Here is a 19,634-nt window from a genome sequence, read left to right on the forward strand (position 1 = left end):
TGCGCCTGCTCGCCGATCCTCTGGCAGCTCGCTGTGCAACGCGGAGCTGTGCGGCAGGATGCCTTCGCTTGCGCCGATCCAGTAGACGCAAGGGAACTCCAGTCCCTTGGCCCGGTGGATCGTCATAAGGCGGACAGCATCGCTGTCTTCCTCTCTGCGCAGCGATTCCATCTGACGGTGTCGCTCCGAAAGCTCGTCCGCAAAGCTGACGAACGCCTCCACTGTGTCAAACCGCTTCGCCGCCGTTTCCAGTTCCTCCAGACTTTCCTGCATCGTTTCCTTATAATGAGTCCACGCGCCCGTATCGCCGCTTTCCAAATATTTATCATAGAAAACGCGCCGCATTTCCTGAATGGCATAGGTCGGCTTCATGGTAGTGAGGCTGCGAATCAGCCGGATACGCTCCTTCACCTGTTCACGCTGAAAGTCGCGCAGCCGATCCCAGCGGCTGAGATGGATTAACGGATATTTTTTAGCCTGCTGCTTTTCCTCGCGCATAATCCATTCCATCCCCGCTTCACGGGAAACATACAGCGGCCCAAGAGTACTTGGAATGGATTCCATCCGCCGGGGGTTCAGCGACAGACGCAGGTGATCCATCAAGGGACGAATCAGGGATTGGTCATAAAATACCGCCCCAGCTCCGTACTGAATAAACGGTACATCCCGCATGATTAATTGCTCAAAAATAGAACGGCTTCCGCTGGCTGTCCGGTGCAAAATAGCGATATCCCGGTAGCGAAGCGGACCTTCCTCTACCTGTCCGAGCAGATGTGTAACAATATGCGCCGCTTCTTCCTCCGGTCCGGATGGTGTGGCAAACTGTGGGGGCAGGCCCTCACGTCCGGCAGCCGAAAGGCGCTTGGAGCGTCGGTGGACGTTTTTGGCGACAATGTTGGAGCCCAGCCCCAAAATCCGCGCATCGCTGCGGTAATTAATATCAAGGGTAATGACCTTCGCATCCTTATAGACCTTGTCAAACTCCAGAATGGATTCCTGACGCGCCCCGTTAAAGGTATAGATCGTCTGGTCATCATCACCGACGACCATCAGATTGCGGTGACGGGCAGCCAATCGCTGCACCATTTCATATTGCAGGGCATTCGTATCCTGAAACTCATCGACCATGATGTGGGAAAAACGCCGCTGAAGCGGTTGAAGTACATCCGGGTCACGCAGCAGAACGGAGGCACGCAGCAGAATATCGTCAAAATCCATTTTATTGCGCTCCTGTTTCCACGCTTCATAAGCGAGCATGGCACGCTTGGCATCCGATTCCTCGCGTACGGTTTCCGGCAGCTCGTCCGCGCTGCGTCCTTCCGCCTTCCATGCGGAGAGGGCGGACAGCAGGCTTTCAGGCTGGAACGCCTCGCTAAGCCCGAGCTGGCGCAGCATCATTTTCATAACGGTGTGCTGCGCCTGCGTTTCGCCGAATACTTCATCCTGCACGCCGCGATGCCGCAGCATCGCCAAAGCGAACGAGTGGAAGGTACGTGCTTGGACGGCACGTGCGGCAGCCGGGCGCACACCGGGCAGTCCTGCGATGCGCAGCTTCATTTCGGCAGCCGCCTTGCTGGTGAAGGTCACGAGCAGGATAGACGATGCAGGAACATCCCGCAGCGCCATCAGGTAGCCAGCACGGGCGGCCAGCACGGTGGTTTTGCCGCAGCCTGCTCCGGCTAGTGTCAGCAGGGGGCCTTTACCATGACGGACAGCCTGAATTTGCGGGCGATTCAAGTGAATACCCGCGTTCTCCAAAGCTCTGAAATAAGCCGAGTCGCCGTCACTGTCAGATACCAGCGTTGAGCTGGTATCCATAGAAGCACGGCGGGCCTGCGGGCTCGACGTTGAATAAGGAACCCCGATAGGTCGGGGGTAAAAAGCAGGATTTGGGTCCATGATCCTGAAACCCCTTTCGCTTATAAAATCTTCCATTTTCACAAATGGGGGTAGTTTTTGGTATGATAGAGTTCTAGTCAGCATGAGCTGATCTTGAGAACAAGACAATAGACTGAAATATATGCTGAAACGCATGCGGGTCTGAACAGATTGTTAGAATGTCAGAACGTTGCCGCGGATGCTTGCATCCTTTCAAAAGGCGATATGACCGCATTCCATTATACAGGAGTTCGAGGCTTGCCAACAGAAAAAAACTTGGGATATATGCACGGTACGGGGAAATCCGGCTGGATATAGGGAGGAAATCACGATGAAGCTGATTCAACGTATTAAGGAAGGCGCTAATCGCGCTACAGAAAAGGCACAGCATGCTGTCGAGATTAGTAAAATAAATTCACAAATTACAGCGATTCAGCAGGAAATGGATGTTCATTTTTTGCGAATGGGTCAAATTTTTTATGAAGGCTACCGGGCATCCGATATGTCGGTGGCAGAAAAGGAAATGACACAGCTATCTACCGCTTGTGATGAGCTACAGGATGAAATTGACGAGCTGCGCGGTAGAATTGCAGAGCTGAAAAATGCTCATTTATGCACCTGTGGAGCTGTTGTGCCGCTGGATGCGAACTTTTGCCCGAAATGTGGACGTAAGCTGAATGAGGGACAGGCGGCTTCCAAGCAAGTGGCTGCCGTGCGCGAAGAGGCGCCAACAAGCGTATATTCGTTTGATCTGCGCAAGCAGGAAGAACCAGCCAAGGGTTCTGAGCCTGCCTACAATAATTATGAAGAACATGAGCCGTATGATCAACATGGACTGGAGCAGGATGAGCTGCATGAAACACATGAACCATCCAGCTTGGAACGCAACTATACGGTGTCCGATTTTACACCGGAAGAAAAAGCGGCCTTCGATGAAGAGTGGGAGCGTCGTCGTCAGGAAGAGCTGGAGCAAGAGCATCGCCGTCTGGAGGAGCTGGAACGTGAACGGGAGCGTCAGGAGGAACTGGACGAGCGCATTCGGTACTGGAAGGCTAATAACTCCGAGGCAGAGAAGCCGGCAACTCCGGCTGCGCAGGTACGCGAGAATGTGAAATGCCAAATTTGCACAGCTGAGCTGCCCAAAGGCTCCAAGTGGTGCCCGCGTTGCGGAGCTGAACAGATTTGACGCAGCCGAACAGGCTGCCGCAGGACATGGACAGAACGCCGGGCAGCATAGGGGGAACAGAACATATGGAGCGTTTGCTGCATCATCTGCGGAATCTGGGATTTACGGAAATGGAAGCCAAAGTTATGGTCGAGCTATCGAGGCAAAATGCGGCCTCCGGCTATGAAGTCGCCAAGCGTCTGGGTGCATCACGCTCCAACGTATACGCGGCTTTGCAGCGTCTGGCCGGGCAGGGGTATCTCAGGGCGAGTGCGGGAGAACCTGTGCGTTACAGTATGCTACCGTCGGGTGAGCTGACCCGGATGATTGAAGGGCAGTTGCAGGAGTCCCTGCGTGCGGTTGAGAAGGAAATGCCCAGAGCAGAGCCGACCAAGCCCACCTTTTATAACGCGGAAGGCGACCGGAATGTGCTGGAAAGCCTGACACGTGAGCTTGAACGGGCGGAGCATGAGATTGTGCTGGATTTGTGGCGTGAGGAAGCTGAACTGCTACGGACAGAGCTGGAAAAAGCCGAAAAACGGGGTGTACGTCTGCTATGGTCCTGCGATAACGGAGAAAGTGTGCTTGGGCCATGGCTGCCGCGTGCGTCTCATGAGGCCGGACAGGAGCCGACGGGACGCAAATTTTCTTTTGTCATTGATCGGCGCTGGTGCATGCTGGGCATGCGGGGAGAGAATTACCCGACACAGGCGCTCATTACCGAGCACCCGGTGATGACAGGACTGCTGCTGAATCATTTTGCCCAGGATCTGATTCTATATGAGCTGGAGCATGACATGGGCAGCGAGCTGTCGACCCGGTATGGCTGGCGGTATGAGGGCATTATCAGTAAATATATGTCGGCTGGAGAATAAAATAAGAATTATAAAGCAGGAAGTTCCATCAGAGCCCGGCATATAGATGTAATGTATCCGGCCTTATGAGGCACGAATTGATCCGATGTGATCAGGCGGCGATGCTGTTCGGGGTTCGGCCCCGAGGATATGCCGTTGGCTTCGAGAAAAGGAATGCGTCCTTCAAAGAGGGCAAGTGCTTGTTCGAGGTCTGCTTCGTACAGCCCGGCCACTTCTTCTTGCTGGAGACGATAGTTCTCCAATGGCTGGTTCGACAGTAAACCAAACACCGAGCTGACCTCGCGGTCCCAAAAAGATATGCCCTGTGCGGTTCCTTTGCTCTCATACCGAACGGTCATCAGCGGTGTCAATGAGGCAAAAGGAACGTGAATGCCGAGTTCTTCCTCCAGCTCACGCGCTGCCTGAGATACATCTTCACCTGCCGTTAAATGGCCCGCTGCCGTAATATCGTAGTAGCCGGGGAAGGTGTCCTTCGTATCCTGGCGCTGTTGAAAGAGCAAGCGGCGGCCTGTTGAGGTGTCTCGTGCCAGCCAGCAGTGAAAGGTATGGTGCCAGTATCCCTTGGCGTGTGCATCTTGGCGGGCAGCTGTGCCAAGGGGCTTATCTTCATCGTCATAGATGTCCAGAAGCTCGCTAGTCATCGTGGTTCCTCCTCATTATAAGCAGATGTAAAAGGTCTATTTTACAGTATAACGTGTTTTCCGTCCTGACGATATGAAGGCGGTTATGGAATGTGAAATGGGGTTTGGGGTATGCTGGGAACATGGACATTTACGCCATAAAATAGGTATAAGATCGAAAGGAGCGATTTTACATGGAATGTATCGTACATTTTCGGGTCATGCATCCGGAAGAGCCCAAGGAGCTGCGCGGACTGATTATGCTGGAAAGCGGAGGCAAGCCGGGTATCGAGCAAATCACGGATATGTTCAAAAATATGGGTTATGATGTCCGTCCGGACAATCCGGAGGAACTGATTTTCAAGCCAGTCGATGCCAGAGCGAATTATACATATATCCGGGTTATTGAGCTGGATACGGGTGAGGAAGTCTATCAGGAAGACCGGGATTTACGTGCGATCCTGGAAACCTTGCTGAATAAGCATTAAGAGATCAAGCTATCCTGTTGTCATTTCATAGGAACGGAGAAAAGAAATATGAGATTGTATATCATTCGGCACGCAGATCCTGATTATCCGAACAATACCATAACTCCGGAAGGGCACTTAGAGGCTCAGGCATTGGCCAAAAGGCTGTCCAGTCACGGACTGGACCGTATTTATGCTTCTCCTATGGGGCGTGCGCTGGATACGATGCGTTACACCGCCGAGTCTCTCGGGATGAATCATGAAGTAGAGCACTGGACGCAGGAGTTGGGCTTGAAGCTGGAGGAAACTCCCTACGGCCGTCTCTCTCATTGGGATTTACCCGGTGAAGTGATTCGCTCCGAGGTGCCTCTGCCAACTCATGACTCCTGGAAGGAGATTTCCTATTATCAGGGAACGCAAAGTCCTGAAACGTTCGAGCAGCTAAAGCTTCATTCCGATGAATTCTTGAAGCGTCAAGGCTTTGAGCGGGTTGGGGGTAAATATCGGATTTTGAAGCATACTGAGGACCGGGTGGCCGTATTTTGCCATGGCGGCTTCGGACTGACCTGGCTTGCCCATCTGTTGGAGCTGCCACTGGCCCTGGTCTGGTCCGGTTTCTGGATGCCGCCTAGCTCCGTAACCACGATCTTGTTTGATGAGCGTTCCAAGGAGTGGGCGACTCCCCGTTGCATCGGCTTCGGTGACGTCTCCCATCTATACGCAGAGGGCTTACCCGTCAGGCCCCGCGGCATCATCACCAATTTTAGCTGATCAAGCCTTCAATACTATAATCAAAGCGGCTTAGACGTTGCATCGTCTAAGCCGCTTTTTGTAGTCATATGTGTGGTTCTTGACGGACGTTTCCCGGCTGAAACCAGTTAGTGTGCTTCTACGTAACCTTCCAGCTTGGAAGTGCAGTGTGCACAACGGGTTGCAGCCTTAGGAATTTCCGACAGGCAGTGTGGGCACTCCTTGGTCGTTTTTTCCTGAGGGGGTTTTTCCTCCTCTTTACGCTTGAGCATATTAATCCCTTTGACCAGCAGGAATACGCAGAAGGCCACGATCATAAAGTCCAGCAGGACGTTAATGAACTGACCATAGGCAAGAACTGCGATTCCCGCTTCTTTGGCCTGTGCCAAAGTCATGCGTGTACCGTCAGCATTCAAAGGCTCGGCAGTTCTTAAAGCTACGTATAAGTCCGGAAAATTCATGCCGCCCAGAAGCTTACCAATCGGAGGCATAATAATATCGTTGACTACAGAAGTGACAATCTTGCCAAACGCTCCACCGATGATAACACCGACCGCGAGATCGATCACGTTACCCCGTACAGCGAATTCTTTAAACTCATTAATGAAACCTTTTCCGCTCATGTGAGTGCGCACCTACTTTTCATAAAATCATTTATTTATAATACATGCTATGCCAGCGGAGGGCAATTCCAAATTGATGTATTGCATGTTGTCACAAAATCACATGTTCACTTGTCTTCTAGGTGTAAACCAATAATGGAGGCGATGATCGTGAGTTTAAGATTGAATTACAGAGCAGTGAGTCCAAGTACGTTTAAGGCGATGATGGAGATGGAAAAATATATTTCCGGACGTTTTACAGACAAGGTGCTGTACGAACTGCTGAAAATTAGAGTATCCCAGATCAACGGGTGTTCTTATTGTTTGGACATGCATGCCAAGGATCTATTGAAACTGGGGGATTATGGTGATCACATTTTGCAGTTGGCCCTATGGCGGGAGGTTCCTTTGTTCACGGAAAAAGAACGTGCTATGCTTGAATTAGCTGAAGCGGTTGCCCGCATTTCTGAACAAGGGGTATCTACGGATCTGTATAATCGGGTTAGAGAACATTTTAGTGAGGAAGAATATGTGGATTTAATTATGGCGGTTAACGTTATTAACAGTTGGAACCGGATTGCCATTGCGACGGGGATGTATCCGGGTAGTCTTTAATCGAACAGGAGGCCATACTTTGACTGGCAAAGAATACGGAATTGGACAAGAATCGGCAGCGTTAAGTCTGGAGGAGCTATATCAAAAATATCGCAAATATTCTTTTGCCATTGCTTATCGAATGCTTGGGACGGTGACGGATGCCGAGGATGTAGTTCAAGACTGCTTTGTCGAGTTGAAGAAAAAGCCCCTGGATGACTTACAGAATCCCAAAGCCTATGTAGCTAAAATGACGATGAATCGGTGTCTGAATCTGCTGAACTCTGCCCGTAAGCAAAGGGAGACGTATGTTGGACAGTGGCTGCCGGAGCCGCTTGGTGAGAGCGCAGATCTTCCAGCGGATTGGCTGGAGCGTAAAGATATGATATCTTACGCTTTTCTGGTTCTGCTGGAGCAGCTCAAGCCGATGGAACGGGCTGTTTTTGTGCTCAGGGAAGCTTTTCAATATGACTATAAAGAGATCGCGGAATTACTGGGAAAGACAGAGAGTAACTGCCGTCAATTGTTCAGTCGCTCCCGCCGTCTTCTCGCCTCCGAGGAATCTGCCTATACCGGTCCGGTAAGCAGCAATATAATGAGTCCTTCCAGAATAAAGGTACTGGAACGTTTTACAGCCGCCTTTCTCGCCTACGATGTGACTGCTATGCTGGAGCTGCTGGCTGAACAGCCCGCATTTGTGGCAGATGGCGGAGGTAATGTGCATACGGTGATGAGACCTATGGTCGTGCGCAAAGGCGTTCTCGCCCTGCTGACCTCTCGCCGGGTATTAACCGTACTACGGGAGAGAGAGCTGGTCCGCGCCGTCATCAATGGTGAGGTACAGCTCGTATTCCTGAAGGAAGGCACAGTGAGGGAGGTCTTATGCATCAGTCTGACACCGGACGGGGAGCATATTCAGGATTTTTACTTAATGATCAATCCGGACAAGCTGGGGCATATTCGTGTATGAGCAGAAAAAGCCGACAAGCTACAAAAACCTTGATTCCTTCTCAGGATCAAGGTTTTTGCTGTTTTTAAATCTTGGTTAAATACACATACGTTCTCACAACTGCCGGGCTTGATGGAGGGCCAGATCGCCCACCCAGGGAAGCTTGAGCCACTTGCCTTGTCCAGCATGAATGATCAGGACGATCCATAAGGCGATGCCTGCCAGCGTCAGCAGGGAAGCGAGTAGAGGGCCGAGTAGCGGTATGAGTCCTGCAAGCACATGCCCGATCATGAGGGCTACGAACAGAAAAATAGATTGCAGCGCGTGAAACAGGACGAATCTGCTTTTCTTTTCCAGCAACACAAAGGCCAGTGCACCGATGAAGGCAAACAGGTAGCACAGGACAGCCGCTATATTTTCATCCATTCCTGTGGAAGACTTATAGACTGACATGTAAGGCGAATCCCCCTTTATAAGTTTTTCATACACAAGCTTCGTACTATACAGAGTATGAGGACAGGAATTAAGGTTATACCAAACTTCGGTAGAAAAATTTCAAGCCGAGCATGTGTATAAATGTCTGCAGACAATAAAGTTGTGTCCTAAACAATAAAGTTGTGTACTAAATATTAATGAAACATAACTGTCAAAAGAAAATAAAGTATTAGACTGAAAAATAAAGTAATAGTCTGACGATGCTTCATTAAGCTAACTGGCAGATTAGTTACATAGACGTCAGAATTTTGCATAGGAGTGTAGTCCACCATCCAATACTAGTTGTATGGAAAAGAGTCTAGATAAACAGTATACTAGCTATAATTGTTTTTTGTTGAGGTGAATATCAAATGGATGAAATCGATGAATCAAAACAAATTGTATTACAAATCGGCGGTGTCTTGAAAAAGTACAGAAAAGAAAAAAACATGAGCTTAGACGACTTAGCGGAATTAACGGGTGTAAGCAAACTTACTCTGGGGAATATCGAACGTGGCGATACAAATCCAACTTTGGCGATTATATGGAAAATTTCAAAAGGTATATCTTTACCGCTATTGGCCTTGTTGAAATCAGAAGACCCTGTTAGTTTGTATCGAGCAGGCGAAGGACTGCGGTTTTCTAATGATCAAAAAAATTGGATCATTGAACCAGTCTTTAAAAACGCAAGCAACGATATTGAAATGTGTCGGGCTTACTTACAGCCGAATAGCTCGTATCACCCTGAAGGTCATCATGTGAATACAACTGAAATTGCGACAGTAATGACTGGTTCCATTGAAATTCAAGTCAATGGAGAGATTTACACATTGAATCAATATGATACGATCAGTTTTCGTGCAGATTGTCCTCACTCTTATACCAATCGTACGAATAGCGAAACAGTGCTCCATATATCCTTAAAGTATGGTTTCTAAAAGTCGAAAATTCTACTTATTAAATACAACTCCGAATTCCATGACGGGAATTCAGAGTTGTATTTTTGTTTTTAGATGAGTTAAGGTGTGTTATAAAATACTTCTTGTTAAAAATAATATACTATACTATACTTTTGTTGTTCGCGCGGATGTTATTTCATAGTTTTTCAATCAGCAGGAAACAAATTTTACGTATGAATTTAGTAAGGAGAAATGAAGAATGTCGAACAAACAAAATATAAAAGCCGTACCATCCTCTATAGGACTGATAATTCTCGGCATTATTGTTATTGCAGCTAATTTACGTGCTCCCTTAACCTCAGTCGGTCCTTTAGTGAGTCTCATAAGGGATGACGTTCGTATTTCAAATACATTAGCAGGCCTGATAACAACGCTACCTTTGCTTGCCTTTGCTTTATTATCGCCTCTAGTACCAAAATTAGGACGAAGGTATGGGATTGAACGTATCATTTTGATTGCCCTAATCTTTCTGACTGTTGGCATTGTAATACGTTCTTTATCTGGCGCAGCTAATCTGTATATAGGGACAGCAATTCTTGGATTCGCAATTGCCGTATGTAATGTATTATTGCCAAGTTTAATCAAAAGGGATTTCCCAAATAAAATTGGCTCCATGACAGGTGTTTACTCAATTTCAATGAGTTTATTTGGAGCAATCGCATCGGGAATCAGTGTACCGCTAGCCGTGAACGCAGGTCAAAAATGGCAGGGAGCATTGGGAATATGGGGGATTCTAAGCTTTGTATCGATTCTCTGTTGGTTACCCCAATTAAGAAATCAAACGAAGCAAACAACCACAACGAGTCAACAGATGGCCAGCAACGATGTGAATGTTTGGCGATCCCCTCTTGCCTGGCAAGTAACCTTGTTTATGGGTATACAGTCCATGGTTTTCTATGTGTTGATTGCATGGTTGCCTGAAATTTTAAAGCAGCAAGGAATTGACTCAAACCAATCAGGATGGTACCTCTCGATAATGCAGTTAGCTCTGCTTCCATTTACCTTTATTGTCCCCGTTATTGCTGGGCGCATGTCTAGCCAACGTTTGTTAGTGGTCATCACAATCATTTTGCTTTTGACGGGAACGCTCGGACTTCTATACGGAAGTTCCAATATCATTCTGTTGTGGATTATAATACTCGGAATTGGTGGAGGCTGCGCCTTTAGTTTGTCCATGATGTTTTTCGGTTTACGTACTGAAAATGCGCATCAAGCAGCGGAACTGTCTGGCATGGCGCAATCGATCGGATATCTTCTTGCCGCAATCGGTCCTGCCCTTATAGGATTTCTGCATGATGTGACAAATAGTTGGAATCTGCCACTTTTCATTCTGCTTGGCGCTTCGGTCTTACTCTTTTTAGTCGGTATAGGAGCAGCAAGAAACCGTTTTGTAGGTAGCCGAAATAGTTACGAGCTGCCACGGAAAGGACGATAAATATGTTTGACAAAATTATTGTGGCAATTGATAAAGCTGAAATAACGAACAAACTCCTCGACGCAACTGTTGAAATAGCCCGAAACAAACAAACTCAAGTTACCTTGGTTAATGTCAGCCAGGAATATGTATCGAATGGCATGACATATTTACCAAAGAATTTCTTGGAAGAAATATTGAACGAAATGGAGAAAGCGAGTTTGGAACAGTTGCAACAAGCCAAATCAAAATTAGAATCTGCGGGGATTAACCCAGAAACACTTCATCTTAAGGGAGATCCTGCACATGAAATATTAAATTATGCAAGAGATTCCGAGCAGCAACTCATTATTATTGGAAGCCGTGGGCTAAGTGGCATAAAAGAAATGATGCTTGGAAGTGTCAGCCACAAGGTTTCACAGCTATCAAGTTGCCCAGTCCTCATTGTGCATTAACTCCTTCGGGAACCGTAGAGATGATGCATTGTTATACTAACGGAGAACTTTAGTTCAATAAAACAGCGACAGTCTAGGACTTTATTTCGTATTATTAGGTCAACCAGAGATTTCTGGTTGGCCTTTTTTCTTAGGCGTCATATGATGGCGGTAGCCGAGAGAACGTGGACTTTATTGGGGTCAACCCCGTCGTGAAAACAGTTCTCTCACTGCCCCCAATGACCATGTTTGAGCTGGTTGAGACAGGGATCTCGTATCACAAGCGAAGCTATGGGTGTGGAACCATCGTGGGAGTGACGGCAACTTTAAAATTAGGGAGTATGTTTCTTAGTAGAAACAAAAGCCTGATGAACAAGTGTCATCAGGCTTTGCTAAAATCAGGACGGCTGCTTTGGTTTAAATAGAGAGCGGTATTATGGTAAAGAAATATTTGAAAAGTTAAAGACAGAAGAACATATTTATAAGGATTTAACGTACATATTTTTAGAATATTAAAAAAAATATAAATCGCAAATGTTGGATTTTGGTATACAACTTTATTGTATATCGCACAGGGGAAAATAATTGTAGTTGACTCGCTAGTACACAACTTTATTGTTCGAAGAAAATAAAAATACGAAAAAGGCTAAACGAGTAGGTTTCGCTCAGCCTTTTTCAACGTTATCCACAGTTTTTGCACATGTTGTACGCAATTTATCCACTGATTCATAATATTTATACACAAAACAAACAGTTGTTATACACAATTTGTGCACAAGTTGTAGACAACATAGAATATACCCACGCTTTATGCACAGATTGTGCACAATATATCAACAAGATATACTTATCTGTGGATATTTCATTCAGATCCGTTCTTTCCCGTGTTAACGATCTCCGCGTTGTAAACGACGACGTGGATGTGTAATTTTACCCTTTTTATCCTCGTCATCCTTTTTGGGGACAAGTCGTTCATCGGTACGTCCGTCATGATGATTGTCAAAGGCGTATTCGGTCATTTTCCACTCGGAATCGCCTAAAACAACATCAGAGGGAAAATGCTGTCCCCGATGTAAATGCTGCTCATGTCCGTCCTCATCGACATAAATACCGTCTACTTCTACCTTTTCACCCGTTAGCGGGAGCAAATCCTTTCCTTTGCGTTCCATTGGTATCCCCTCCGTCTGGCTTATTCTTCGTTAATTTGTCCGTATGGAAGGGGTTTTATCCACAAGCTGGTGCAAAATATCCTCGGCAATTCGGTCTGCCGGATGAGGTTTGCGCAGTTGCTCAATCGATTGTTTCATTCCTATAGCGAGAGAGGGATTAGAGATCAGGTCGACGCAAAGTTGAATTAGCTCTTGCGTATTACGGGCAATGCGAGCAGCTCCTTTTTGCTCCAGATACAGGGCGTTATTCAGCTCCTGACCGGGTACAGGCTTGAACACAAGGATGGGTAATCCAGAGGCGATGCTTTCCGAGAGTGTAATGCCGCCGGGCTTGGTAATGACCATATCGCTTGCACGCATGAGTGCGGGAACATAGTCGATGAATCCAAAGATGCGGATACCGGGATGATCTGCATACAGCGCATCCAGCTCGGCTTTTAGCTGTGGATTACGTCCGCAGACGATCAGTAGCCGCAGCTGCGGGAGACAGCTTAATTGCCGACAAATGTCCAATATACCGGACATTACGCCATAGGCACCTGCCATGATAAGCAGTGTTGTAGTTCCCGGATCTGACGGAGGAATTGGATAATCCTCAACCACATCAGCACCTTCTGGATCAGTATCTTCGGCAAGCCTTTTATAAAACGAAGCATGAATCGGAATCCCTGTGGCGACAATCCGTTCGGGAGGGATTCCCCGCTGTGCGGCTTCCTGTTGTATATCCTCGGTTGCCACATAGTAGCGATCGATATCGGGATGCAGCCAGCGCCCGTGCAGATCAAAGTCTGTAACCACGTTCACAATGGGCAGCTTCAACCCCAATTTGCGGCGTAACGCCGGGAGAGCGAGCTGCGGGAACGTATGTATGACAAGTTCAGGCTTCTCCTTTTCCAGAGTGAGTGCGAGCTGGCGCATCCCAAAGGAATGCAGCACACTGCCAAAGGCCGATTTTGCCTGCATTCCACGGGTTATGTTATAGACCCAACCGTAAAGCTCGGGAATGGTTTTGAAGCTTTGCATATAGACAAATTTGGTTAAACCGTTCAACCAGGGATGGGATTCAGCCATCAGGTCGAGTAACTGAACCTCGCAGCGTCCGAGCCTCCGCAAACTGTCCATAATCGCCCGGGCGGCCTGCACATGGCCTTCTCCGTAGCTGGCATACAATATTAAAATTTTTGGTGCTGCGGCTTCCATTATGTCTAGCCCCCTATTATTCAATAAGCACATGTAGCTCATTTCAGGAACATTCCCATCCATTCTCCTTGTATTTTATTTATTTTACCCCAAACACATACACTCCAAAAGCCGATAAATAGAGTATACTGTCCTGCACCAGTCAAAAGGGATATCCAGATATGACGTGTAACGTAAAATTTGGGTAAAATATATGTAAAATTGCTGGAAAGCTGAAAGCTGTACCTGAATATGTTATAATGGGGAAGTGATTCAGCCAATAGAAATTCGGTTAATAATAGTGTCAGGTACATGCCTTACATAAGGCATTCCCGACCTAAGCTGCATTAGACATACTACTTCACTGCATAAGGACATCAATACTTTTCGGCATTCTCTTCAACGGAGCACTTATTTTCAACGTTTTGGGAGGGAGTTACATGGCAACGAAAGGTCACAATGAAGTTAAGGAAAGTCTGCGGGAAATGACTCGAATTTTCCGGCCTAAGGATCCCAAAAAATTTGTAAAGGAATATGTGCGAAAATACCGGATTACAGGAGGGTATGAGGAAGAGTTGACCATGGTGGTGGAAAACGAACTCGGTCGCATAAATTCTTCGGTATCTTAAAGGGTTCAATGACCCGCAAAACATAGGAATACGACTTTTATAAACCGTCTATCCACAGAGGAGACGGTTTTTTTGTGTCCGCTCTGCATACAATGGGATAGATTTAGTGAAATTGTATGCGTAAAGGAGGCGGATTCCACTGGAGATAGCCATACGGACACCGGAGGAAATCGGCTATATGAGGGAGGCCGGACGTATTTTGGCAGATTGCCATCGTGCGTTGGAGAGCCGTATCCTTCCGGGAATGACCACGCTGGAAATTGATGCGTGGGTAGAGCAATTTTTGAGCAAGCGCGGAGCTACGCCTGAGCAAAAAGGCTATAAGGGCTTTCCTTATGCCACCTGTGCTTCGGTCAACGAGGTGGTATGCCACGGCTTTCCCTCGGAGCGGATACTTCATGACGGGGACATTGTGACCATCGACATTGTCGTCAATAAGGACGGCTGGCTGGCCGACCGGGGCTGGACCTATGCAGTAGGTAACGTCAGTCGCCCAGTAGCGAGGCTGCTACGGCAAACGCATAAGGCACTGGTGCGTGGAATCGAAGTCACCCGTCCGGGCAGGACGCTGGGGGACATTGGGCACGCCGTGGAAAAAGCGGCAGGCTGGCGGCGGTACGGCATCGTGAAGCCCTTGATCGGGCACGGTATTGGTCGTCAGATGCACGAGCCGCCGGATGTTCTGCACTATGGCCGTGCCGGGACGGGGTTACCGCTGCGCGAAGGGATGGTGATTACCATCGAGCCGGTATTTACCCTCGGAACGGAGGGGGCTGTATTGTGGGGGGATGATGGCTGGACCATCACCTCGGCGGACGGCAGTTGGGGCGCACAATATGAGCACACGATTGCGATCACGAAGAACGGCCCGTACATTTTGACCGCATAAAAATCAGTACAGCCATAGGGAGTCCAATTTGCCTGGCATGGGCAAGGGGCTCTCTTGGCAGGCTTTTTATTCAGGATGACACGTTCATCGTATTCAGAGAGATTTTCCGGTATAGCCACAGATAGATACCTAATTCGACGGGTGAGGAAACAGCCATAACGATTCCTGCCACCTGTCCGTCCAGTCCCGGAAAAAAGGAGATGCATAAAATGAGCGCGAGAATCGCAAAGGAAACGGAGAACAGCCTGCCGATGAAAATAGGTTTGGTATTGCCGATCAATATCGACCGTCCGATGAAATATTCTACCCATGGATAAAATGCAACATAGATTGAAAGTATGCGAAGCAATCCTCTCGTTTCCACCAGTAGCTCCCCTTCCAGTCCCAACACATTCCGCAAAATAGGGTCACCTGCAAATTCAAAGGACAACAGCAGCAATAATAACGGCGACAGTGCGGACAGAACGCTCAAAAATATCAGCACCTCCCGACGCTTGCTCGTATAGAATTGAATGACGATCTGATGCAGGGAACTGCAAAACCAGACGAACAGATTCAGGATTTGCAGAGCCACGGAGAAGGAGGCTACGGCCAATAATGGATCGGTTGTATTGTTCAGCGCAGCCTGTATGGACGGGTTCAGAACAACCAGCACCAGCGCCGAATACAGCAAGGGGAGATAAAAAGGAAGCAGATGGCTTGCACGGTGGATGGTTTGCTCACCGTTGTCGGGCGGCAGCTTTTTTTTCAAAACGCGGCCTTCCAAAAAGGTAACGACCAGTTCAATGAAGATGCCTGCAATAAAGATGGCAGCACCAATCCGTCCGTCATTCGTCCAGCCTGCACGAATTAGGAACCAGGATGCGATTAGCATCGCGACAATACGAATGGACGAGCTGAACGTCATCCAGGCCGTCCGGTGCTTGTTAATAATAAGCCCCTGATAGATGTTGCGGACGGCTACTAATATGTACAGTAAAGTAAGCACCTGAAACACACTCTTGGTGGGTTCGATCAATGCCGGAGATACGCCAAATCCATATTGAAAGACCAGATTTCCAGCAGGTGTAAGACCAATACTCCAGCCGATAACCAGTACAGCCGCCGCTACACACGCACATAAACTACCGATGGAACGAACAGATTTGCGGTCATATCCGAATTTCGTGGTCATCTGTCGTACGGCAGTTAACGGAGTTTCCAGCAGCAGGCACAGGCTGACTGCCACCGCATAGCTACTCAATGTGAACGAAGGATGCTCCGAGCGTGCGAGCACGGCATTGACGATGACATGAGTCAGTGCCGCAATCAATGATGAGATACCAAGCGGAACGTAGAATGAAATGATTTTATTCAAGTCAAATCCTCCAGTAATGAATGATGAGCAAAGGGATTACCGTTGCATCGAGCTTCCGTAAACAATGGTAATTCTTATTATAGATCAAGACTGGGCTCATCGGTATAATAGAAAGCATAATATTGGAAATGGAAGTGGGGCCAACATGATGATCAGAGAAGCGACGATATCAGATGCGGCAGGCATCGCCAAGGTGCATGTGGATTGCTGGAGAACCACCTACAAAAATATCATACCCGCAGAGGTTCTGGAACGACTTTCCTACGAGCAAAGAACAGAGTTGTGGAAATCGAATATATCCAGTGAAGATGATCATCAGGTATATGTGGTTGAAAATGAGAAGGGGGAAATCAGCGGATTTGTGAGTGGAGGGTCGGAAAAGTCAGGTGAATATCCCCCGTATGAGGGAGAGGTAACTGCTATTTATGTGTTAAAAGAATACCATAGTCTAGGATGGGGAAAGCAATTATTCATGCGTCTTCTTCAACATTTAAGCAGTATGGACATTCACTCTGTCATCGTCTGGGTGTTAGCAGATAATCCAGCTCGCTATTTTTATGAGCAACTGGGAGCCAAGCTTGTAGTAGAGCAGCATCTTATAAAAATGGGTGACAAAAACCTGAACATGGTGGCTTACGGGCGGGAAAATAAATAGCGGACTGTACAAATGGAAAGGAGTCTTTCTCTACATGTAAAGTGGAGGAGACTCCTTTGATGTTAGCTGGAGGTGACAGGAATACGGCGAGCAATCTTTTTGTAGCGGATAATGATTACTCGGATAAAATCCGTTTTTGTCCTTCCAGGGCACGAATAGGCGCGATATTTTGTGTGAATTCCAGTGTCCCTAGGTAGCGTCCCTCTGAATCGCGGATTGCAAAGTAGCGAATATAGACAAATTTATCCTTTATCGGTATCCAAAAATCCTCAGCATCCTTGCGCCCGGCTTTAAAATCCTCCAGCAGTTTCTCGACGACATGCACGCTTTGTGGCGGATGGCAATTCTGTACGGTACGACCAATGACGGCCTTCGTGCGGGCGAAGACCCGTTCCTTACCATGGGAGAAATAACGAACAACATCATTTTCATCTATAAAGGTCAGATCGACGGGCAGATGATTCAACAGCAGTTCCAATTGTTGCACAGACACAATCCCCGTCTCGAATCGCACAAAGCCTTGGGGAGTTCCTGATGTTCCTTCCTGTTGCTCATCCATTTCCACAGGCTCCTCTGCTCGCTCAGGTATCCATTCCCGCTCGGGAGCGGTCAGGCAGAATCCGATTTCTGCGCTTTCACGGGCTATTTTCAGCCACTCATCCTCTGTCAGTTTATCCAGCGCCATCGGCAGCAAAATATTCTCTTCCTTGAATATCATTTCGTTCACTTCGCTCATGATATGGGCAAGCGCCTTCCCAATCTGTTCACGATCTCCGTTATATTCGGCGAGCAGACTCTTCGCCTCCTTGATCGCGGCACGAATGCTGTCGTCCACACCCCACATGACCTTGGTTGGACCAAAAATCCCATAGCGTTCTAGATAAGGAAAGACCAAATTTTCTTTGCGGCTATAGTGCTTATCGAGATCGAGCAGCAGACTTAAATCTTCCAGTAGCTTGTAGATGATTTTGGGACTGTCATCCCTTTGAAATTGGTCCGCGTGCAATGACAATTGAAAGTTGACTAGTCGTTCGATCTCCCGATTTTCCAGCTTGAAGGTATGAACGGGATGTCCCGGTTGCTCCTCCGGTCTTGAAGGACGATGAATATCCTCAATGGAACCCTTGAATATCGATGTATGCACGGAACAAAGACGCTGCACTTCCGATACGGGAATTCCCTCCTCGGTCATCAATGCATGCTCCATAGCCGAAATTTCCGCCACGCTTACTCCGCCAACAGCCTCTGCGAAACGGGCTTTGACTTCCTCCACGCTTTTCCCGGCATGTAATTCTTTTATAATTTCCTTTAATATTTGCTGGCGTTCTGTGAATTCCTGTGCTGTATGTTCGCGGTTGTTAATTAGCTCGCTCATGATGGTTAGCTCCTTTATGTTTGAATAGTAAAACCATGCTGCAAAAATGTCCGTTGCACGGTTTCCATAGCTACTTTTTTCAATGCAATACCTTTGGACAGTGTCATAAAACGACCTGCGGTTTGTAACATGCCAGGCTTGGCGATATCGTGAAAACCCAGTTCTACCATAATGTCCTTCACTTCGGGATAACGGTTAACAAGGTTGAATATTGACTCATCCCAGTGCAGTATCTTATCCATTTGTTCATCCCCTAGATTGAGAACGTTTATCATTTACAGAGTAGCATAGGTCCTGACAAGCTTTTGTGATTGTACGCACAATTTACATTCAGGTGTTGACAGTTGTAATTCACAGTTTATATACTGTGTATAATGATATATACAGTAATAACACTGATTATTGCAATAATAACTTCGTATGAAGAGAGAACGAGGTCGTCATTACAGGCAGTGCAGAAGGGATCAGGATAAGAAAATGACAATCATCAAGCAGGCATGGAAGATTACCCGGCAGGATTTTCGCAACAATCCATATGTCATGCTGTGGACGTTGCTGTTTATTGCGTATTTGGGATTTACCATGAGTTTTGCTGTAAGTGTGCAATGGGGTGAACGTGGAGACTTGAGTCCAGCAGCCGATTTTATCATGCTGGTGTTGATTCCGTTTCTCGGATTCATTTATAACCGCCGTGCCTTTAAATATCTTCAGGAAGATTCCTATACGCATATGCTAGCCTTTTTCCGCACCTTGCCTATACCGATGAATGCAGTGATTATGAGTCGAATTCAACAGGCGCTTTTGGCGTTTGTTGCGAATAGTGTGATATTTTTTACTCTCTTGTTTACGTTGTCAGCTACGTTTCGGGTATATGCCGGTACAGGTTTCTTTGTATCGTTTGCACTTACCTGGATAGGCTACGGAATGCTGATTCAAGCTATTTATATTCATTTGGAATTTCTGAAAAAAGGAAAAGCCTACTTTTGGCTATCCATTGTCATCATGCTAATTTGTGGGATAGTTACGATTATAGTTCGAGTATGTGGGGCCAATCTGGTATTGATAACGGCATTTTACAGCAGGGAATGGCAGCTGTTATCTCCGGTAATGTGGGGAGCGCTGCTGGCAGGAGCTCTGGGCATGTGGGTGTCCTATCGGGTGACACAGCGTAAGCTCATGAAACGGGATTTAGCTTAGAGG

At 47.4% G+C, this 19,634-nt stretch carries 22 protein-coding genes; 13 read left to right on the forward strand and 9 right to left on the reverse strand.

What is annotated here, in order from left to right; genetic code table 11:
• Nucleotides 1–1,899: ATP-dependent helicase (locus L696_RS0105290; protein WP_025682718.1), on the reverse strand; the 1,899-nt coding region annotated here is incomplete at its 3' end.
• A 310-nt stretch (nt 1,900–2,209) separates the two neighbouring features.
• On the opposite strand from L696_RS0105290, the gene L696_RS0105295 reads away from it, so the two are divergent.
• Both L696_RS0105295 and L696_RS0105300 read left to right on the forward strand, forming a co-directional pair.
• The gene (locus L696_RS0105295; protein WP_025682719.1) at nt 2,210–3,064 is read left to right on the forward strand and encodes a zinc ribbon domain-containing protein; all 855 of its coding nucleotides are present in this window, start codon (nt 2,210–2,212) and stop codon (nt 3,062–3,064) included.
• A gap of 65 nt (nt 3,065–3,129) precedes the next feature.
• Nucleotides 3,130–3,918, forward strand: a complete 789-nt coding sequence (locus L696_RS0105300; RefSeq protein ID WP_025682720.1) for a TrmB family transcriptional regulator — start codon at nt 3,130–3,132, stop codon at nt 3,916–3,918.
• Between the two features lie 8 nt (nt 3,919–3,926).
• Here L696_RS0105300 and L696_RS0105305 read toward each other — a convergent pair whose 3' ends face one another.
• Nucleotides 3,927–4,559, reverse strand: coding sequence for an NUDIX hydrolase (locus tag L696_RS0105305; RefSeq protein WP_025682721.1), 633 nt, complete (start codon nt 4,557–4,559; stop codon nt 3,927–3,929).
• Nucleotides 4,560–4,732: 173 nt separating this feature from the next.
• Here L696_RS0105305 and L696_RS0105310 point away from each other — a divergent pair, with 173 nt between their 5' ends.
• Together L696_RS0105310 and L696_RS0105315 are read left to right on the forward strand one after the other, a co-directional pair.
• On the forward strand, nt 4,733–5,026 hold the full coding sequence (locus tag L696_RS0105310) for a hypothetical protein (RefSeq protein ID WP_025682722.1): 294 nt from the start codon (nt 4,733–4,735) through the stop codon (nt 5,024–5,026).
• 48 nt (nt 5,027–5,074) lie between these two features.
• Nucleotides 5,075–5,776, forward strand: a complete 702-nt coding sequence (locus L696_RS0105315) for a histidine phosphatase family protein (RefSeq protein ID WP_025682723.1) — start codon at nt 5,075–5,077, stop codon at nt 5,774–5,776.
• 107 nt (nt 5,777–5,883) lie between these two features.
• Here the strand turns inward: L696_RS0105315 and mscL are convergent, their stop codons facing one another.
• A complete protein-coding gene (gene mscL / locus L696_RS0105320; protein ID WP_025682724.1) occupies nt 5,884–6,378 on the reverse strand; it encodes a large conductance mechanosensitive channel protein MscL in 495 nt (164 codons plus the stop codon).
• A 150-nt stretch (nt 6,379–6,528) separates the two neighbouring features.
• On the opposite strand from mscL, the gene L696_RS0105325 reads away from it, so the two are divergent.
• Both L696_RS0105325 and L696_RS0105330 read left to right on the forward strand, forming a co-directional pair.
• A complete protein-coding gene (locus tag L696_RS0105325; RefSeq protein ID WP_025682725.1) occupies nt 6,529–6,972 on the forward strand; it encodes a carboxymuconolactone decarboxylase family protein in 444 nt (147 codons plus the stop codon).
• A 19-nt stretch (nt 6,973–6,991) separates the two neighbouring features.
• A complete protein-coding gene (locus L696_RS0105330; protein ID WP_025682726.1) occupies nt 6,992–7,921 on the forward strand; it encodes a sigma-70 family RNA polymerase sigma factor in 930 nt (309 codons plus the stop codon).
• 93 nt (nt 7,922–8,014) lie between these two features.
• On the opposite strand, the gene L696_RS0105335 is transcribed toward L696_RS0105330, so the two are convergent.
• On the reverse strand, nt 8,015–8,353 hold the full coding sequence (locus L696_RS0105335) for a DUF4870 domain-containing protein (RefSeq protein ID WP_025682727.1): 339 nt from the start codon (nt 8,351–8,353) through the stop codon (nt 8,015–8,017).
• 392 nt (nt 8,354–8,745) lie between these two features.
• Here L696_RS0105335 and L696_RS0105340 point away from each other — a divergent pair, with 392 nt between their 5' ends.
• The 3 genes from L696_RS0105340 to L696_RS0105350 all read left to right on the forward strand — a co-directional run bounded on the left by L696_RS0105340 (nt 8,746) and on the right by L696_RS0105350 (nt 11,202).
• Complete coding sequence (locus tag L696_RS0105340; protein WP_023990398.1) at nt 8,746–9,312, forward strand: helix-turn-helix domain-containing protein; 567 nt, start codon at nt 8,746–8,748, stop codon at nt 9,310–9,312.
• 220 nt (nt 9,313–9,532) lie between these two features.
• The gene (locus tag L696_RS0105345; RefSeq protein ID WP_025682728.1) at nt 9,533–10,768 is read left to right on the forward strand and encodes a CynX/NimT family MFS transporter; all 1,236 of its coding nucleotides are present in this window, start codon (nt 9,533–9,535) and stop codon (nt 10,766–10,768) included.
• 2 nt (nt 10,769–10,770) lie between these two features.
• Nucleotides 10,771–11,202: a universal stress protein gene (locus L696_RS0105350; protein WP_025682729.1), complete on the forward strand. Its 432-nt coding sequence runs from the start codon at nt 10,771–10,773 to the stop codon at nt 11,200–11,202.
• Nucleotides 11,203–12,068: 866 nt separating this feature from the next.
• On the opposite strand, the gene L696_RS0105355 is transcribed toward L696_RS0105350, so the two are convergent.
• Both L696_RS0105355 and L696_RS0105360 read right to left on the reverse strand, forming a co-directional pair.
• Complete coding sequence (locus L696_RS0105355; RefSeq protein ID WP_025682730.1) at nt 12,069–12,350, reverse strand: hypothetical protein; 282 nt, start codon at nt 12,348–12,350, stop codon at nt 12,069–12,071.
• A 30-nt stretch (nt 12,351–12,380) separates the two neighbouring features.
• Entirely contained in the window at nt 12,381–13,550 is a 1,170-nt protein-coding gene (locus tag L696_RS0105360) for an MGDG synthase family glycosyltransferase (protein WP_025682731.1), read from the reverse strand.
• A 419-nt stretch (nt 13,551–13,969) separates the two neighbouring features.
• On the opposite strand from L696_RS0105360, the gene L696_RS0105365 reads away from it, so the two are divergent.
• Together L696_RS0105365 and map are read left to right on the forward strand one after the other, a co-directional pair.
• A complete protein-coding gene (locus L696_RS0105365; protein ID WP_007428354.1) occupies nt 13,970–14,158 on the forward strand; it encodes a hypothetical protein in 189 nt (62 codons plus the stop codon).
• A gap of 139 nt (nt 14,159–14,297) precedes the next feature.
• On the forward strand, nt 14,298–15,047 hold the full coding sequence (gene map, locus L696_RS0105370) for a type I methionyl aminopeptidase (RefSeq protein ID WP_025682732.1): 750 nt from the start codon (nt 14,298–14,300) through the stop codon (nt 15,045–15,047).
• Between the two features lie 70 nt (nt 15,048–15,117).
• Here the strand turns inward: map and L696_RS0105375 are convergent, their stop codons facing one another.
• Complete coding sequence (locus L696_RS0105375; RefSeq protein WP_025682733.1) at nt 15,118–16,404, reverse strand: hypothetical protein; 1,287 nt, start codon at nt 16,402–16,404, stop codon at nt 15,118–15,120.
• 145 nt (nt 16,405–16,549) lie between these two features.
• Here L696_RS0105375 and L696_RS0105380 point away from each other — a divergent pair, with 145 nt between their 5' ends.
• Nucleotides 16,550–17,059 (forward strand): GNAT family N-acetyltransferase, encoded by a 510-nt coding sequence (locus L696_RS0105380; protein ID WP_025682734.1) that lies wholly within the window; start codon nt 16,550–16,552, stop codon nt 17,057–17,059.
• A 115-nt stretch (nt 17,060–17,174) separates the two neighbouring features.
• Here the strand turns inward: L696_RS0105380 and L696_RS0105385 are convergent, their stop codons facing one another.
• Together L696_RS0105385 and L696_RS0105390 are read right to left on the reverse strand one after the other, a co-directional pair.
• Complete coding sequence (locus L696_RS0105385) at nt 17,175–18,434, reverse strand: DUF438 domain-containing protein (RefSeq protein ID WP_025682735.1); 1,260 nt, start codon at nt 18,432–18,434, stop codon at nt 17,175–17,177.
• A gap of 14 nt (nt 18,435–18,448) precedes the next feature.
• On the reverse strand, nt 18,449–18,676 hold the full coding sequence (locus L696_RS0105390) for a DUF1858 domain-containing protein (protein WP_025682736.1): 228 nt from the start codon (nt 18,674–18,676) through the stop codon (nt 18,449–18,451).
• Between the two features lie 235 nt (nt 18,677–18,911).
• On the opposite strand from L696_RS0105390, the gene L696_RS0105395 reads away from it, so the two are divergent.
• Complete coding sequence (locus tag L696_RS0105395; RefSeq protein ID WP_025682737.1) at nt 18,912–19,631, forward strand: hypothetical protein; 720 nt, start codon at nt 18,912–18,914, stop codon at nt 19,629–19,631.
• The last annotated feature ends 3 nt before the right edge of the window (nt 19,632–19,634 follow it).

It is taken from the genome of Paenibacillus maysiensis (genome assembly GCF_000520815.1).
Taxonomy (GTDB): Bacteria; Bacillota; Bacilli; order Paenibacillales; family Paenibacillaceae; genus Paenibacillus; species Paenibacillus maysiensis.